Below are 19,476 nucleotides of genomic sequence, written 5' to 3' on the forward strand. Positions count from 1 at the left end.
TACGTTAAACGTCCTATGAAGTTCCTATTGTATCTCCACATAAACTCCAGATAGTACGGCTATAATGACTACCAGAGGTGATATTATGAAAAACTATCATATTCTCGTGGTAGAGGACGATCAAGAAATTCAGGAATTAATTAAACAATTTTTAATGACACAGCATTATACAGTGGTAGTCGCTTCAGATGGACTAGAGGGTATGACACAATTTAATAAGCAATCATTTGATTTAATTCTTCTAGATGTCATGATGCCCAATCTTAATGGGTTTGAAGTTTCTAAAATGATCCGAAGTCAGTCAAACGTACCAATTATTATGCTAACTGCGTTGGAAGAAGAGGAAGATCAAATGAAAGGATTCGACCTTGGGATCGATGACTATATAACAAAGCCCTTTTCATTTCATGTTTTGATTAGACGAGTCGAAGCTGTACTTAGAAGAAGTTATGATAAAAATGTAAATAATCATTTGATATTTAAAGAAGTGCGTATTGATGTGGATGCATATAGAGTATATGTAAATGACGTTGAAATTATATTAACGACAAAAGAGTTTGAAATTCTACAACTACTATTTCAAAATGAGAGAAAAGTACTCACAAGAGAAAATATCGTTGAAAAGGTTTGGGGTTACGATTATTTTGGAGAAACACGAATAATTGATACACATATTAAAAACCTACGCAAAAAATTAGCTATCCCTTATATTAAAACAATAAAGGGTATTGGATATAAAATTGATGAATAGTATTGTGAAACTCATGAAAATGAAGCAAATTACTTATAAACTCTTTATGACTACATCTCTCATTTTATTATCCTTTGCAGTATTGATTTATTTAACTTTATACTTCTTTCTTCCGACGTTTTATGAGCAATATAAAACAGATCAACTTCAAACAGGGATAAACGAAATCATTGATAAATCTAAAAATCTTATGTTTCAAGATGCGATACCACTTTTTGATGAATACGCCAAAAAAAATAATGCGATGCTTTATCTTCAAAATAAAGAAGGAGTAATTATTTACTCTCCTTCATTTTCTTTTATTCAAAGTGGTACGCAAAAAACAGTAGTTACTAAAGCAACACGATTCGAGAATGCAAGTACCCTTAGCAATTCATATAACGTTACGAAACCAATTCAATTTCAAGATGGTAGTTTAACGCTTATAGTGTTTGCTACATTTCAACCGATTGATGAAGCTTCACAGGTTTTAGTACGCTTTCTCCCCTATATTAGTATCATTGTGCTCGTTATTGGTATAGGAAGTGCTTATTTTTATTCCAGGTTTATTACAAAGCCACTTATTTATATTAATGAAGGTGCACAAAAGATGGCAAATTTAGATTTCTCCGAAAAAATTGAGGTTCGCTCTACAGATGAGTTAGGAGAATTATCTAATAGTTTGAATGACATGTCTATTAACTTGCAACAAGCTATGTTTGATTTGAAAAAAGCAAATGAACAATTAAAAAATGATATTGAAAAAGAAAGAGAAATAGAAACAAAACGCAGAGAGTTTTTTGCGATTGTAGCACATGAATTAAAGTCCCCTCTTACTGTAATGAAAGGATACTTAGAAGGAATGATATACAATATTGGCCCTTATCAAAATCGCGATCAATATTTAAAGAAAAATCATCAAATTATTGAAAGTATGGAACAATTAGTTCGTGAAATTTTAAGCGTATCGAAATTAGAACAACACACCTTCAAACTAAAAGTAGAGGAAGTTAATCTTTCAAAGTTAATAGGTGCAATCACAAAAGATCTCGAATTTTTTGCTTCTCAAAAAAGCATTGAAATAATAAAAGAAATTGATTCTGACCTTTCTATTTATACCGATTGTGCTCTTTTAGAAAAAGCATGTAAAAATATTATTCACAATGCGGTTATGTATTCACCACATAATGAAAAAGTCTATATAAAGTTAAGTGAGGATTCGAAACAAGGTCAAATCAAAATGCAAATTATAAATACAGGTGTCAATATTAAAGATGAAGATTTACAACAAATTTTCAAACCATTTTATCGAATTGAAAAATCAAGAAATCGAAATACTGGAGGAAATGGTTTAGGGCTATATATTGTTAAGCAAATTCTTGAAACGCTAGATATAAAGTATTCAATAAAAAATATGGAACATAGTGTGCAATTTTACATGAGTATTCCATTATCTAAACATAAAAACAAACAAACGCTCCTTTAAATAGGACGAGTTTGTTTGTTTTTGTAGTAAGTATAAATTTATTAACAGGTTTTTCACTTAATGGACAAATGCTGCTTCTTAAATGGCGATTATCATAAGTAGTGACAAACTGTATTCAATTTACATATTTATCTTCTACTATAATAGCAAAAAAACGAAATTCCGCTTAACAGCAAATTAGATTCTCTTATTCGAGATGCATTTCATCTATGAAGATGAAAAGGAAGATGAAAAATGCATATTTCCCTCCATTTTTCAGATTAATTTAGAATTCTTTTATGATAAGCTATATGTAAAGATTAAATATAAAACATAAAGGAGGATTCATATGCAAATAAGACCAGAGGTAAGTGAATATAACTCCTATTATGCAACGTATACCAACTTGGTATCAGACGGAAATATCATACATATTCTAGAACAACAAATGAAGGAAACAAATCTTTTATTAAAGGGAATTTCTGATAGTGAGGGACTTTTCCGGTATGCTCCTACTAAATGGAGTATAAAAGAAGTAATCGGTCATATAGCAGATACAGAACGGATTATGGCGTATCGATTGCTATCAATCGCTCGAGGCGAGACAGCAGAACTTCCAGGCTATAATGATGATATGTATGTTCTTAGAGCTGCTTTTGATAAGCAATCTATGCAAGATCTTCTTGGGAATTTAATAGTTGTTCGCCAATCTACCCTGCATTTACTTAGAAGCTTAGATAAAGAAGCTTGGTCACAAAGAGGAAATGCGAATAATTCTGAAGTTACAGTTCGTGCATTAGCATACATTATTGCTGGTCATGAGCTTCATCATCTTCAAATTATAAAAGAACGTTACCTTGGTTCTGATTTATATCCAGCAACTTAATATTTGAAGAAAATGAGTCCTATTTATGTAGTGCTCTTTTTCAGTATTTATAACGAATTAGCGCTTAGAACCATGGCAATTAAATGCATTTATTTATAAAATTCACCACATAATATTTATGCTATCCCTTCTTATTCTGTACATAATTTTCTTTAGGCTGATATACTATAAACGCAATAGTTCTGGAAAGGTGATGATAGTATGTATGAACAACAAAATAATAGAGATAGAGATCAAAAAATGATGTTTTCTATGCAAGGAGTTCCCACAAATAAAATTAACATGCATCAATTACCTAAATGGATTAGAATTTTTGGCTATTGTGCGTTTGGTTGGATAATAGTATTTAGTTTAATTATGATTGTAGGTTTAATTCTGCAATAACTATACAGAGTAGGTAAACGGGACGATATTTAGGTCATACATCTAGGTAATGTCCCGTTTTTTATGTGTGATTATCCCATGATATAGGTAACCAATTATAATAAAAAGAACCTGTAGAATATCCTACAAGTTCTTTTTATTATATTATTAAAACGGGAACAACAAACTATTTTAACATTCAGTACAGGGAGACCATTTTGATTATGGCTTGATTTTATTATAAATCAAATATAAGCTTTTGAAAGGTCTAGATTTTGAAAATTATGTGAATTAAAAAGCTACGATGTTTATATTAGATTTCATTTACGACCAACTTCTGCTTACTTAAATACACTGCACGATCTGATTTTTTAGCAACCTCCTGTGAGTGCGTCACAACAATAATGCATTTATTCTCTTTATGTGCAAGTTCTTGAAATAGTTCTATTATATCCATTGCAGTTTCCTCGTCGAGGTTTCCTGTCGGCTCATCTGCAATCAGTAAATCAACATTACAAGATAGTGCTCGAGCAATTGCTACACGCTGTTGTTGTCCGCCGCTTAGTTGCAGGACGTTTCGTTTCGCTTCAACTTCTGTGAGTCCTACCCTTTCTAACAATTCTAATGCTCTTGCTGTTTTATTTTGCACTTTAACACCCGTAATTTCCATTGCTGTTAAGACATTTTGAAGAGCTGTCATATAGGTTATCAAATTATAAGATTGGAAAATTACAGATACATTTTGATTACGGTATCGATCCAAACCAATTTTTCTAATATCTTTACCATTATACAGTACATAACCATTTTTAGGGACATCCAGTCCACAACCTAAGCTCAGAGTTGTGGTTTTACCAGATCCAGATGGTCCTAAAATCGTGTAGAAATGTCCTTTTTGAAAAGAAAAGTTAACATTATCTAGTATCGCTACATTTTTCCCATTACTTTCATAATAATAATCCAAATTTTTAAACTGTAAAATCGTCTTCATATTAAGCCTCCTCATTCATCTTTTAAAAGAATTTGTTTTGGGTTTAAACGTAGAATAGATAATGCTGGAAGAAGCGTTGCTATTATAGCAATAGCTAGTCCAATTCCACCCATTTTCCCTACATCTTCTCCTGTTACACTTACATCAATTTTATCAATTGGATCTTCTTTTTGATTTTGTAGAGTACCACCAGATCCAGCCATCATTACAGTACCATGTTGCGAAGTATCTGTTTCTTCGCTTGCAGTAGCAATTTCATTCGAAAGTAAATTATCTCCGATATATTGAGAAACTTTAGCTCCTGTTGTTATGGATAATCCAAATGCTAAAATAGCGACACACACTACTTCTACTACGAATTGCGCTATCAGTTTCCACTTTTTCTCTCCAATAGACAATAGAATTCCCATTTCTTTACGACGTCCTTTAATTGATAGCATAATGATTAATCCTAAAATAATTGCACCTGCAATCGATACAATATAAATAATCATTTGAGAAGTCGAAGAGATATTTTCGATAGGACCAATCATTTGCTTGTACAATGAATCATGCGCATCTAATTTATAATAATTAAAATCAATGTTAGATTTTTTTGCTTCTTTTTTAAATGCATCAATATATTGTGGATCATTCAAGAAATACACGACTTGACCACTACTTATACCTTGGTCTACTTCTAATTTTTTCATAGTTGAATGCGGCATATATAGTTTATTAGCTGGATCCATAATAGGAGGAGCCTGTTGACCCATTGCTTGCTCATTTGTTTCGTAAATGCCGATAATTTCAACCTCAAGAGTTTCCTTCTTATCCCCTGATTGTACTTTAACTTTGTCTCCTACTTTCAAATTGTTTAATTCCGCTAATCGTTTTTCCATTAAAGCTACATTCTGATCCTTCATTTGCTCTGTTATTGGTTTTCCATCAATGATTTTACTTTTTCCGTTTTTAAAGCTTTCTTGTAATGCAGTCTTGCGAACTCCTTCAATCATAAAAGAAGCATTCATATCTATTTCTGTACCAGAGCTTGAACCGCCTCGCGCAGCCGTCATTCCCACTTTACCTTTTCCTTCTTCTTCTCCTTCTGAAGCTCCTACTAGTTTAAGCCCATCAGAAATACCGAAAGTGTTAGCTATGTAATTATAATCTTTTACATACTTGGACTTCGCTAATTGATCTGTTTCTTTTGCATCGAGCTGCGGCGGATTTGGCATTTCTCCAGTTTCCTTAGCTTTTTGACCTATTTTGTCGAAATCAAGACCTAAAGTAACATCTGCACCAAGTTTTTTTCTTGCAGCATCCGCTGCTTTTTTTGATGCATTTTGGATTGTGAAACCTGAAAGAACCAAATTTGTAACAATCAGAAAAACTGCCATCAAAATTAATGATGTTCCTATCCTTTTTTTCATACTGAGAATTGCTCGTTTCATAAAATTCATTTTTCTTACCTCCTTGATAACTTGTATTCTATATAGGTTATCTAGAGTTTATATGGAGCTAATCGGTAGTTTAACTAGAGATATAAGGAGTTTATGTGTAGTTATTCATTTACCTGTTCAAGAAAAACTAGAACACAAATTCAAAAATGCAGTCGTTTTTGAATATTGGTAAGGAGTTAGTCAATTTAAGAGACTTATAGAAAAGAGAGGTTAAGCTTAATTTAATGTATATAATATAAAAAATATATTTATTGTATAATTTCTATACAATAAATATAGAGAAGCTATTTGTGAATATCTAGATGGGAATTTAAGTTCCTCATAAAAATTACATCTTTTAATAAGAAAAGAAACAAGTTAACATTCTTCTTAAATTTTAATATAAATTATTTATAGTTTTATTTTATTGCACGATTTATAATATAATATACAAATTTATCACCTATTTTTATAATTCAAGCACCTACTATTAGGAAAAGAGTATATTTCCTAATTAATTTAAAACATAAATTTTGTCTATGTTTTAAACAATATGTATTTTGGAGGAGGTTAATTTGATTTTTTCAAAACTCATTGATCGGTACGCCTTATATGATTTACACAAAAAAAGAAGTGTAGCATTTCAGTTTACTTCCCTTTCTAACACTTCATTAAATATAAAGAACATAGAATCTTTTTATAAAGTAAAACCATCACATTTTCATTTTGACATTAAGCATTCAAAGCAGGAAAATGAATACATGGTTGGGCAATTCAACTATAAAAGTTCGGTTCAATCCGGTGATTCACGCAACGACTCTGTAACTGGGGAATTATTCTTACATAAAAATGAAAATGCACCTCATGTTATCTTTGTTCACGGTTGGAGAATGGATTCTAACGAACGTGTGAAAAAAATATTCCACGATCATATGACCAGCCTGAAGTGGAATATGTATTATTTCACTCTACCCTATCATTTTGAAAGAAAACCCGATCAATCCTTATTCAGTGGAGAGTATATGGTAAGTGCAAATATTGAACGAACATTACAAGCAACTAGACAAGCGGTAGCTGATTTACGAGCTTTGATTAAATGGATTAAAGCAAATAAAAAGGGGCCCCTGATTCTAATAGGAATTAGTTTAGGCGGATTTATTACTAACTTAACCTCTCTTGTTGAAGAAGAAATTGATGTGTTAGCATCCATTTTCTATGCAAATCGACTTTCTTATTCTATTTGGAATACAACTCCAGGTAAATTTATTAGAGAAGACTTGGAAAATCATGGTGTTACGTATGTTGATTTAATAGATTATTGGAAAATCACTGAACCGAGTCAAGCATTACCAAAAGTACAAAAAGAAAATATTTTATTAATTTCAGGTAAGCACGATCTATATGTGCATTCTGAGGATACAGACTACTTGTGGGAAGCTTGGGAAAAACCTACACGATATATTTATACATGCGGGCATGCCGGGATCGTTCTTAAACGTAAAAAAATTGCAACTGATACTATCAATTTTATTCAAAATCGATTGAACACCCCGCACTTATCTAATGCCATGCCTTAAATCGCGAGATTACTAAGTACAAAATCTTATACTTATATTGTTATATTTTTTACTAGTCACCTTTGTAAATCTTAGCCCCAAGCCTTACACGATTGAAAATGAAATAAAATAAATAACTAAAGAACTAATTTACCATATGGAAAAACATTGCTCAGCACTTTCACCAGTGGTCCCTGTATATGCAATATTACATACAAAAATATTTATTTATTACGTTATTAATTTAAAAATAAATTATTCATCCATTAATCTATACCATCCTTATTTACATTTATGGATACCCTAATTACATATGAAAAAGAGAGAAGAACATTGGTTAGTTCTTCTCTTTTTGTTTATTTTTAAGGTAACTATCTATAAAATTTTGCTTTTCATAATTCTTCATGAGTCTAGAAAATAAATTTTTCTAATGTACATAATTACAACGACATTAAAACACTTTGCTCTTAAATCCGCTACTTGTATTATTAATTGCATGAAACTCCTTCTTGAGAAAGGTTTTAATTTCCGAATATTCTGTTGACCGTTATAACATATCCAATTTACAATTTAATTGTGGTGTTCTTTCACAATTAAACTACTTAGAATACACTTCATTTATTTGAAAACAATTACAAATAGAGGTGCTAAAATGAAAACTAGAGTAAATCCAGAATTATTACAAGGGTTAGAGATGTTTCCGGATCTCGATTTACGCCCAGAAAATTTGCAATCAATCAGAGAAGGAATAGCTCAAATGAGACCACCTACCGTTGTTGATGACTCTCTTTCTTTAACAGATAAAGTCATTGTTGGGCCTGATGATAATCCGTTACCATTACGAATTTATCGTCCAAAATCAAATCATGAATCTTTACCTGTCTTATTATGGATACATGGTGGAGGTTATATCTTAGGGTCTATAGATGATAACGATGATACTTGTATGAGGTTTGCAAAAGAAGCTAGCTGTGTGATTGTGTCTGTAGACTACCGCTTAGCACCTGAACACCCTTACCCAGCACCAATTGAGGATTGTTATTCAGCTTTAAAATGGATTGCTGATAATGCAAAGTCATTAAACATTGATTCGAATCGAATTGGGGTTGCAGGAGTAAGCGCTGGCGGTGGACTAACAGCAGCATTATCATTATTAGCCCGAGATCGAAAATATCCTTCAATTTGTTTACAAATGCCACTATATCCAATGATTGATGACAGAAATGATACACCTTCAGCGAATGAAATTAAAGAGGGATTTGTTTGGAACCAAAAGGCAAATGAAGCTGGCTGGAAAATGTATTTAGGAGAAATGTATGGAACGGATCAAATCCCTGCCTATGCAGCACCTTCTCGAGCTGAGGATTATAGTGACTTACCGTATACTTACACATTTGTTGGTCAATTAGATCCATTCCGCAGCGAAACATTAACCTATGTAAGCAAACTAGCACAAGCTGGTGTTGATGTGGAGTTTCATTTATATCCAAATGCCTATCACTGGTTTGAAGGGTTAAATCCAAATGCCGATGTATCTATTTATGCTGTGAACGAAATAGTACAAGCAATAAAGACTGGTTTCAAACGAGTATCCAAGGTTGAGGCTTAATCCCATTACAAGAGAAACACTTATAAATAGTATATATGTATTTATCATTTAAATATAATAGCCGATTCTAAATAAGAATCGGCTATTAATATGTAAAATCCGCCTAATATATTAAGGTTGAGAAACAGATATAAGATGTTTAGGCGATGTGTTTATTTCCTCTGCTAATGCTTTTATGTTCATCATGATTTGAAGTATTTCTTCTTTTGTGGTTCTTGGGTTGATAGAGCAAAGTCGAATTACTACTTTTTCTTTTAATTTAGTCGTACTTAGCATAGCAAATCCTCTTTGATTAATTTCTTCCACCAATTTTTTGTTTATTTCATGAATTGTATCTGTAGATGTTAGCTCACATGGAATATAACGAAAAGTAACAATTCCTAATTGGGCAGGTGTTACTACTTCCCAATCTTTTTCTTTCCTTAAAAACTCTTCAACTTGTTCAGCTAGCATAATGCCATGATCAATTGCCTCACGAAAAGCTGTAACTCCGAATGCTTTAAAAGAAAGCCATACCTTTAATGCTCTAAATCTACGAGAAAGTTCAATTCCACGCTCCCCAAAATTCACTTTTTCTTCTATATTAGTTTCTGTATCCTTAATATACTCTGGGATCATACGGAATGTTTCACTTAAATATTGGCTATTTCGAATAAGTACACAACCAACATCATAAGACTGAAAAAGCCATTTATGCGGGTCTAACGTTAAAGAATCGGCACGATGAATTCCACTTAATAACTCCCTTCCTTTTTCACTGAGAATTGCTGCAGCCCCATAAGCTCCATCCACGTGTAGCCATATATCTTCATCGCCACATACATCAGCCAATTCATCGAGGGAGTCCACCGCTCCGCAATTCGTTGTCCCTGCATTAGCAATAACACAGAATGGTTTTTTCCCTTTTAATCGATCTTCTTTTATTTGTTTTCTTAAAGTACTAACTGAAATTTTTAAATCTTCATCTGTCTTAATTCGGCAAATTTGATGCTGTTTAAAACCTAATACTTTAAGTGCTCGATCTACAGAAAAATGAGTTTGGTTAGAAAAATAAACAATCGTATTTTCTATGTCATTATTCAGCTTGACCTGTCTCGCTACAGTAAGTGCAGTCAAATTAGCCATGGAACCACCACTGACAAATAGTCCTTCAGCTGAATCAGGGAATCCTAGCATTGATTTTAACCAGTTAATTGTCGTTAATTCAATTTGTTCGGCACCTGCACCTACTATCCAAGCTGTAGGAAATACATTAAACCCACTTGCTAAAAAATCTGCTAATACACTAACATAATTATTAGGACCTGGCACAAAAGCCATAAAATGAGGATGATCCACATGAGTAATTTGATTAAACACATTGTTATTAAGAAAATGAAGTAATTCTTTTGGATTAGATCCGTTTTCCGGAATCGTTTCAATTAGCTTGTCTGTAAAAATATTATTATCAATCGTTTCTGAAACTGGTTTACTTTTTAAATGATTCATATGATCAACAATCAAGTCAACCGCTTGATATCCTAACTGACGCATCTCTTCGGCTGATAACTGCAAGTTTTTTGTCATTTGATTTACTCCTATTCTATTTAAAAAGGCGAGTTCTTGCTCGCCTTTTCATTTTTTATAATTTGTAATCACCAATTGCTTGTATTGGATTTTGAAGAATCATGTTGATTAATCCATGGATGTGATTTAATATTTCCTGTATTTTCTCTGCTTCATATACCGTTTGATCAAATCCAAACTTTATTGTAAGTTTTTCTTCAGGGAAGCACATAATTCCATACTTTACATGTGGCTCATCAACAACTTCGTAATCCGTGATAGCAAAATGTCTGTTTTCATTTGAAGAAAAGATTGCTGGATTAGTTGGATAGTTTTCAAAAACCCAAAGATGGTCAGTCAACTCAGTTTTTAATTCACTTTGCTTTTGTATATCAACAAATGAATAGTATGCATACTCATTACATTTCAATGTCTCTAGTTGTACCTTTTGCAGGAAATCCACAAAAGATTGTGTTTCTGTCCATGCTAATCGGATAGGCAAAACATTTGTGAACAGCCCGAACATATTTTCAATTCCTTCTACTTCGGGAGGTCTGACTGATACTAGATTAGGCAATACTACTTCTCTCGTTCCGTTAAATTTGCCAAGTAATATTCCCCATACAGCTAGTAGTGCTGTATTCATAGTTATATTGTTTTTAGTTACAAATGTCTGTAACTGATTAGTCAAATCCTTTTCTAATGTTAAATCCATAAAAGTGAAGTTTAACCCTTCACTTTTAGATGGGACTTTCTTTTTAGGAATACTAATTTTCTGATTGTATCCTGATAAATAATCCTGCCAAAAATGACGTGCTTTCTCATGATCTTGTGCCAAAGTCCAGTCTATGAATGTTTCAAAAGGTTTTACCATAGGTAACTCCGCCGTAGTTCCCGCATTTGTTGTTTCATAGAGCTGGAATAATTCGTCTATCAAAATGCTAACGCTCCAACCATCACATAATAGATGATGGGAACTCCAAATTACCTTATGCTCGTTATTACCTAGTTGGAATATACAGAGACGGGTCATAAGTTCACCATTTTTAAATCCTTGACTTAAATTTTCATTCATCCACTGATCTAGGAATTCTTGCTGTTCTTGTTTCGTCATCTCAATTAAGTTTTTTATTTCTGAATTTATTTGAACATCATATAGAACAGCTTGCCAAGGTTTTGCTTGTTCATCTTGCACAATTATTGTTCTTAAAGAATCATGACGATCAACTAATTGTTGAAAACACTGAATAAAGAGTTTAATATCCAGCTCCCCCTCAAGTGCCCAAATTGTTTGTTCAAAATATGCATTTGTATCAGGTTCATTCGTAGCATGCTCATAAATAACTTCCTGGAAAGGTGCTAACGGATAAATACGTTCTATTTTTATATCCGGCATTTTTTCTTGTATTTTGGTAAGTGTATGTTGATTAAGTTGTTTATCTTTAACATTTAGTAATATAGCTTTATTATCGTTCATTATATTTACATCATTTGTTTGTGAACTTGAAAACTGGTCTAGCTTTTTAACAAATTGAACCATGTCCCTTAATATAGGAAATGAAAATAGATTTTTTGGTTCAAGCTCGAATCCTTGTCGATACAGTCTAACGGACACTTGAATCGCTTTTATCGAATCTCCACCTAAGGCGAAGAAATGATCATTTACTCCAACTTGATCTATTTTGAGTACTTCTTGCCAAATACTAGTTAATATTTTTTCCATTTCAGTTTTTGGGGCAATAAATACTTCATTTGTTTGTTTCTCCGGAGTAGGGAGCGCTTTTCTATCTAATTTCCCGTTTGGAGTCAGGGGTAATTGGTCTAAATAAACAAAATAAGAAGGAATCATATAATCTGGCAAGTGATCTCGCAAATGCTTTCGTAGTTCTGTTGTACTAATATTTTGCTCAGTTACCACATATGCAACTAAAAATTTTATTCCGTTCTCATCTGTTTGATCAATTACGACAGCATGTTCGACTTGTTTATAAGTTAGAAGACAATGAGAGATTTCTTCTAACTCTACTCGATATCCCTGAATTTTCACTTGGTAATCTTGGCGGCCTAAAAATTCAATATATCCCTCAGAATGCATTTTTCCACAATCTCCTGTTTTATATATAAGACCAAAATCAGGATGTGACACAAACGCTTCATTTGTTTTCTTTTCATCATTTAAATATCCTTTAGCAAGGCCCACTCCCCCGATATATAAATCTCCAATTACACCAACAGGGCAAATTTTCTTTTCATAGTTCAACACATAATACGTTTGGTTTGCCAAGGGCATCCCATATGGAATACTATTCCAATGTGATTCCACCTGTTTGACCGGATAATAAATTGACCAAATCGATGCTTCTGTTGCCCCTCCTAGTGAAACTACTTCTGCAATTGGAAAATGTCTTTTTATTTTTTCTGGTAAAGAAAGCGGAATCCAATCTCCACTATGTAAAACTAAACGTAAAGAAGGATATTCAAAATGAGAACCTACTTGATCCAATGCCAAATCCATGATTGCAGGCACTGTATTCCAAATTGTAATCCCTCTACGTTCGACAGTGCGGATTAATTCTTGCATGTCTCTTGGATCACGAATCATTATTAACATTGCACCTGTGCTTAAAGCTCCGAAAATATCGTATACAGATAGGTCAAAACACATGGAAGAGATACCAATAATACGATCATCTTCATTCACCTCATATTTTTGATTTATGTCTTGAATAGTATTTGTAACCGCTTGGTGAGTAATAATTACTCCTTTTGGTTTTCCTGTACTTCCTGAAGTGTATATAATATAGGCAATATCTTCTGGACCAGCAATAGCGGGCATATCTTCTGTTGTATAAAATGACAAATGATTTTCTTCATAAAGACTAGGTTCTAATAAAAGCTTGCATGAGCTATTTTTTAAAATATATGTTTGGCGATCTAAAGGATGATCGGGATCAATCGGAACATAAGCGGCACCTGATTTTAAAATACCTAACATATTAACAATTGTGTCAACTCGCCTTTTTGCTAAAAGACCCACTTTGTCACCTCGACCAATACCTTGCTCTTTTAAGAAGTGGGCAATTTGATTAGAACGTTTATGAAGTTCTGAGTATGTTAACCATTCTTGTTCAAATACCACTGCTACTTCATCGGGTGTACGTTTTACTTGGTCTGTAAATAATTGATACAGAGTAGTTGAAGGTATTTTTTCTGTTGTTTCATTGTATTGCTTAATTAAAGTTTGATCCGATTCTTTCATCTGCAAAGATGTTATATCGCTTTGTTTCACCAATTGTTCCAATAAGTCAACAAATTGAGAAAACATTGCTTCTATTACATCAACATCAAACAACTCTTCAACGTAGTTCCAGCTAATTAATAACTCTCCATTTTTTTCAATTACTACATTATCCAAATACACTTGTGGAGTCCGAGCATGAATATAGCGAAGAGAACCAAGTTGTTCCCAAGAGAAAGCACCTGCACCTGCTAACATCGAGGTGAAAACGATTGGCATAACTGCTTTTGGCGTCATTTGATGATATCGAGTAAAATCTCGAATAAAGTTAACTCCATCGTAATGACGATGTTCAAGGCCATCTAATAAAGTAGCTTGCGTTTCTTTTACTCTAGTAAAGAAAGTTTGCTCTGGTTTTACATCAACATCCAATAAAATAAGTGATGTGAAATCTCCAACAATCTGTTCTACTTCATCATGAACAGGATAACGGTTAAATACAGTCAAGTTAATTGCTAATCGACGTTGATTACTCCAATATGCCAACACATCACCATATATTGTACAAAGTAGAGCGGAAGGCGTTACCTCTTTCTCTTGTGCTAACTTTCGTAGCTTTGTCCATTTTTTATTATCCAGGATTTTTGTAAGTGATTGGAAGTTAGGAGTAGCAATCTCTGCTGGATCCTTTTTTAACAGCAAAGAAGGTGCAAAAGGAAAGTCAGGAAGCTTACTTGTCCAATAATCTTTTGCTGTTTTATATTCTTCGCTTTGTTCCATTTCATCATAGATAAACATATAATCTTGAAAATCAAAAGATAAAGATTCTAATTTTTGATTTGGTTTATAATAATAATGCAACAAATCCTGTCCAACAATGTTCATGCTTGCTCCGTCCATTAATAAAGCATCGTATCGAAAACATAATAAATACGTGTCTTCTTTTAAAAGAAAAGCTTTCAATTCAAACAAAGGCCATTGCCCCAAAGGGAATACATGGTTAGTCATTCGAGAACGCTCTTCTTGTAAGCGAGCATGTTGATTCCTATCATCTAAATCTATGAGACTCACTATTTCAATCTCGTAATCAGGAACGCTTTGTAATATTTGCTGTTTTCCCTCTGGTAAAATTACAGCTCGCAACATTGGATGACGATGAATTACCTTTTGAAAACTTTTTGAAAGACGATTGATATCCAATGCTGTTTCATATTCAAAATATGTTTGAGGTGAAATACCGCTTAATTCAAACTGTGAATTCCGTCCTATCATATACGCTGTCTGAACTTCTGTTAAGGAAAATGGCTTAGACAAATCTTTAACATGAGTTGGTCTACTTTCAAGGTTTTCCTCTTTATGCTCTAACGTTACACAAGAACTCAATTGAGCGATTGTGGGGTGCTTAAAAAAATCTGTTGTACTTATTTTTAAGCAGTCTTTTCTTAATAAATTAATTACCTGAAGTGCTTTAATAGATTCTCCTTTTAATGCAAAAAAATTATCATGAATACCGATTCCCTCAATCTCCATAACTTTTTCCCATGCACGCACTAATTTTTGTTCAATTTCATTGCGCGGAGCAACGTATGGAATTGATACATAATCCGTTTGTGTTATATCCAACAATCTTTTTCTATCTACTTTTCCATTTGGATTCAATGGAATCTCTTCTACCTGAATCATTTTTTCAGGAATCATAAACTCAGGTAGTTTATCACTTAAATATTTTCTGATTTCACCAAAAGACACCTTGTTATCCGATACATAGTAGGCAGCTAATAATTTCCTATTTCCATACACTTGATCAACAACGATAGCCTGGTTTATTTCTGGATATTCCCTTAATCGAGTTTCGATTTCTCTTAATTCAATCCGATACCCCCGAATTTTCACTTGATGATCCATTCGACCTAAATATTCAAGTTCTCCATTAGGCAACCAACGAACGAGATCACCTGTATGATACATCATTTCCCCTGCCGCAAAAGGACTCGGTATAAACTTTTCATCTGTCAGTTTATTTTTACCAAGATACCCTCGTGCTACCGCTACGCCAGCAATGCAGAGTTCACCGGGAATTCCAAATGGTTTTAATTGGCCATACTTATTCAATATATAGGAATGATAATTCGGGTTAGGTTTGCCAATCGTAACTTCTTTGGAAGTGCTCAAGTCTTTTACTGTTGCGCAAATGGTTGTTTCTGTGGGACCATAAATATTTAAAATTGTTGCTTCACTGATACAACGAATTTTTTCAACCAAATCAATGGAAAATGATTCTCCTGCTAATAAAATAGATTTTAAATCTTTTAGAAAATTTGCCCCTTCTGGATCACTCAAAATCACTTCCATTCGCGATGGCGTTGATTCCCATAAATCCACCTTATGTTTTTTGACTAAAAGAGCCAATTCTTTTGTTGCAAACTGGTCCTCTGTAGCAATTACTACTTTTGAACCTTGCGTTAAAGGAAGACATATTTCTAACAAGGAAATATCAAAAGATACACTAGCAAGAAACAAGAATGATTGATTAGCCTTTACTTTTTCTCTCATTACATTTAAAAAATGAACTAGCGATTTTTGTTCGATCATTACCCCTTTTGGATTTCCTGTCGATCCTGATGTGTAAATAACATAAGCCAAATCATTAGGATTATGTTCTCGTACTAAATTACTTTCTTCATCTTGGAAAAGATATTCTTTATCAAGATACAGTACTTCACCCGCAAATTGCGGCAATACTTCCTCTGTTCGCTTACTAAGTAAATATTTTGCTTGACTATCTTGTAACATATATTCAATTCGTTCAGTTGGGTAGTTAGGGTCGATTGGTAAATACGCTGCTCCTGCTTTTAAAATCCCCATCATACCAATAATCATTTCTAATGACCGATCTACCATAACGCCAATAATACTTTCTTTTGAAACACCTTTACTTTGAAGAATAGAAGCCAATTGATTCGCTTTCTTATTCAATTCTCTATATGTCAAAGATTGATCATTACAAACAACAGCAATTTGATCTGGAGTTTTTAATACTTGCGCTTCAAACAAATCTTGAAATGATTGAAACAAATCTATGCCCGTTTGAAAAGTATTCAATCCTTCTAACAACTCTTTTTCTTCTTCTGCAATAATACAAATATCTTTCAATGCCAAATTCGGATTTTGTGAAACTTGCTTTAAAACATAACAATACGAATTGGCAAACTGTTGCAAAGAAGAGAATGAACGGGACTTGCAAGAAATTTGAAATTCAAATTCATTATGTATTTCATTCCATTTTCTTCGTATCCATAGGACTAAATTATTCTCTGCGTATTCTTCTAGCGAATTTTCATTATGTAATCCTTCCATCCCGATTACAATTTGAAAAGGAGTTAAATTGTGTTTAACTAATAATTCAGAGAGCGGATACTCCTGATTTTCATACCCGAATAAAGTCGTTTGTTCAATCTCATTTACTAATTGTTTAAAGGTGTGATGCGGATGGATTTCACTTCCTAAAGGAATCAACTTATTAAGATTCTCACTTTGTTCAAGATTCTTTTCAATTATAGGAATACCAATAGTAATTCTTTCTTGATCTGTATAATGTGCCAAACAAACCCTTAAAGCGGCTTGAAACCAGCTAAATAATAATAAATCTTGAGACTTACTTATTTTTTGTATACTTTTACTAAATTCTACATTCACTATGACTTGAACGTACTCACAAGGTATTTCTTTATTTAGTTGGTAATCGCTATTAAATTTAAATACAGAAAAATCGAGAATCTCGGAAGATAATTGCTCCTTCCAAAACGCTTCTACTTCTTTATTTTCATGAATCGAACTTCGATCTTTAATGTGCATTTTTATCTTTTTCCCCCTAATATTCATTTCTTCTACTCGTTAATTTTTAAGCCAACTTCAAGCCCATGGAGAAACACTTGATGATTATCCAAACATAAAAATTGCTGAATATCTTCAAATTTCATATGACCAACTGAACAAATCCCTAAATTTAATGTCTCAGCAACCATATTTAAGGTAGCAGTGATAATGCCTGACTCAATACAAGCAAATAAATATCCATCTGAACCGTATTTCGGGATGGAAGCGTTCGCATTATAAACCAAATAAACTGAGAAGGCAGATTGAGTAAATAAATCCTGATTAATTAACTCATGATCACTTTTGATTACTTGATCAATGTTGTTTACAATCACAAGACTATTTTTTGATGGGTTATAATAATAAAATCCAGCTTTCATATCCTCTATACGTTTTGGTTTTACATAAACAAAGATATCAATGGGATAGAGCCCGCCTGCACTTGCGTAATGATAGTATATTTTTTCTTCCCTAACCTGTTTTAGAGTTGATAAGAGTTGGGAAAATTCCGAAAAACTAATATGTTTTTCCATATCAAATTGACGACAGGACCTACGTTCCTTGATTATAGTAGGTAGCTCATTTGTTGTTTCAAGTTGAATTTCGGTCGACCGTGCAGCAACGTGCGTGCGATTTAATTGTTCACTCATATACTTATCTAACTTTTCTTTAGAAAAGCGAATCTGGTTGCTATATGGATTTGAAAAAATCTTTTCTTGTGAAGAAAATACTTCTCTTGGGTGTAATATATTACTTACTAACACACGATTTTTTATCATGAGCTCTATGTTTTTTTGTGTCTCTTCTACATTTCCTAACGAAAAGCGCTCTACTAGTTCACTAATTTTCACACCTTTTTGAGCCATAAAATAAAAATCTGGAAACCACTCAGACAGAATACCTGTAAATCTCATTTCCCCTATCAAAACTTCATTATGCAACTTCTCCCAATGCTTAATCGGAGACCAGTAATAAATTTTCTCGCTCATATAACCCTCCATAAACGTTTAACTTATTTTTGAAATGCAATTTTCTAATTTACAAAAATTTTTTCAGATTCTGCTCCTTGTCTCATAGTGATTATAAATACATGTACTTTAACGAAACCTGAAAATAATGAAATAACTTTTTCTTCATTAAAATTTTTTATTTCATCATAAAAAATGATTTCTTTTTGGATACTTCACATCCTTTCCCATAGTAATCCTATAAGGTATAAACCATTTATAACATTGAGAATATTCATGTATTTCCAATGTGAAATTATTGTAATGGATTGGAGAGCGGTTGAATATAGTTATTAAATCAAATAATGTTGAGAAAGTTTTATTTATTATATTGATAAAATTTTATGATGTAATTTATTACAAATAGATTAAGAAAAGAGTTTTAAATTTTTCTTAATCAGTTAGTGTGAAAATATCACATACTATTACATACAATCGAGTTACTTACATTTCATATTCAAAATAGAGAAAAGACACCTTGAATGGTGTCTTTTCTCTATTTTAATTCCATATACTTTTTACGCCTTTGTTATTTTTAAACGATTTGTAGGAATTAATACAACTCGAACATCTAGTTCGTTATATGTTCGAATATACAATAAACATTATATGAATTACGAATGTATTTCAGGTAATTTTATAAATAAACTCAAAGATATCTTCTCCTCCTACTGTCACAAAAGAAATAAGCTATTGCTTATTTCTTTTATTAAATTGTAATATAATTACAGTATGTGAAATTATATTACATTAACTTTAAAAACGAAGTGAGAATAATCTTCACTTCGC

At 32.6% G+C, this 19,476-nt stretch carries 11 protein-coding genes; 6 read left to right on the forward strand and 5 right to left on the reverse strand.

All coding sequences use genetic code 11. The features are described from left to right. Window positions 1–85: 85 nt before the first annotated feature. The 4 genes from NST27_RS13085 to NST27_RS13100 all read left to right on the forward strand — a co-directional run bounded on the left by NST27_RS13085 (window position 86) and on the right by NST27_RS13100 (window position 3,465). Window positions 86–751, forward strand: coding sequence for a response regulator transcription factor (locus NST27_RS13085; RefSeq protein ID WP_000800727.1), 666 nt, complete (start codon window positions 86–88; stop codon window positions 749–751). Then, window positions 744–2,216: a sensor histidine kinase gene (locus tag NST27_RS13090; protein ID WP_001084885.1), complete on the forward strand. Its 1,473-nt coding sequence runs from the start codon at window positions 744–746 to the stop codon at window positions 2,214–2,216. Before NST27_RS13085 ends, NST27_RS13090 begins: the two co-directional genes overlap by 8 nt. 328 nt (window positions 2,217–2,544) lie before the next feature. Further along, window positions 2,545–3,081 carry a DinB family protein gene (locus NST27_RS13095; protein WP_001167105.1) on the forward strand — a complete coding sequence of 179 codons (537 nt, stop codon included), beginning with the start codon at window positions 2,545–2,547 and terminating at the stop codon, window positions 3,079–3,081. Between the two features lie 201 nt (window positions 3,082–3,282). Beyond that, entirely contained in the window at window positions 3,283–3,465 is a 183-nt protein-coding gene (locus NST27_RS13100; protein ID WP_000273232.1) for a hypothetical protein, read from the forward strand. Window positions 3,466–3,757: 292 nt separating this feature from the next. Here NST27_RS13100 and NST27_RS13105 read toward each other — a convergent pair whose 3' ends face one another. Together NST27_RS13105 and NST27_RS13110 are read right to left on the reverse strand one after the other, a co-directional pair. Next, a complete protein-coding gene (locus NST27_RS13105) occupies window positions 3,758–4,435 on the reverse strand; it encodes an ABC transporter ATP-binding protein (RefSeq protein WP_000849224.1) in 678 nt (225 codons plus the stop codon). Window positions 4,436–4,446: 11 nt separating this feature from the next. Then, window positions 4,447–5,877, reverse strand: coding sequence for an ABC transporter permease (locus tag NST27_RS13110; RefSeq protein WP_001010213.1), 1,431 nt, complete (start codon window positions 5,875–5,877; stop codon window positions 4,447–4,449). A 554-nt stretch (window positions 5,878–6,431) separates the two neighbouring features. Here NST27_RS13110 and NST27_RS13115 point away from each other — a divergent pair. Then, a complete protein-coding gene (locus NST27_RS13115; RefSeq protein WP_000577708.1) occupies window positions 6,432–7,433 on the forward strand; it encodes an alpha/beta hydrolase in 1,002 nt (333 codons plus the stop codon). Between the two features lie 631 nt (window positions 7,434–8,064). Next, window positions 8,065–9,021, forward strand: coding sequence for an alpha/beta hydrolase (locus NST27_RS13120; protein WP_000857941.1), 957 nt, complete (start codon window positions 8,065–8,067; stop codon window positions 9,019–9,021). Between the two features lie 111 nt (window positions 9,022–9,132). Here the strand turns inward: NST27_RS13120 and NST27_RS13125 are convergent, their stop codons facing one another. From NST27_RS13125 to NST27_RS13135, 3 genes are read right to left on the reverse strand one after another with little or no spacing between them, the layout of a single operon-like run. Continuing rightward, the gene (locus tag NST27_RS13125; RefSeq protein ID WP_000164805.1) at window positions 9,133–10,587 is read right to left on the reverse strand and encodes a pyridoxal phosphate-dependent decarboxylase family protein; all 1,455 of its coding nucleotides are present in this window, start codon (window positions 10,585–10,587) and stop codon (window positions 9,133–9,135) included. A 55-nt stretch (window positions 10,588–10,642) separates the two neighbouring features. Further along, on the reverse strand, window positions 10,643–17,659 hold the full coding sequence (locus tag NST27_RS13130) for a non-ribosomal peptide synthetase (protein WP_047386301.1): 7,017 nt from the start codon (window positions 17,657–17,659) through the stop codon (window positions 10,643–10,645). Between the two features lie 32 nt (window positions 17,660–17,691). Continuing rightward, window positions 17,692–18,669, reverse strand: coding sequence for a SagB/ThcOx family dehydrogenase (locus tag NST27_RS13135; RefSeq protein ID WP_001290962.1), 978 nt, complete (start codon window positions 18,667–18,669; stop codon window positions 17,692–17,694). Window positions 18,670–19,476: the final 807 nt, after the last annotated feature.

The organism is Bacillus sp. FSL W8-0770 (genome assembly GCF_038008705.1).
GTDB classification, from domain to species: domain Bacteria; phylum Bacillota; class Bacilli; order Bacillales; family Bacillaceae_G; genus Bacillus_A; species Bacillus_A cereus.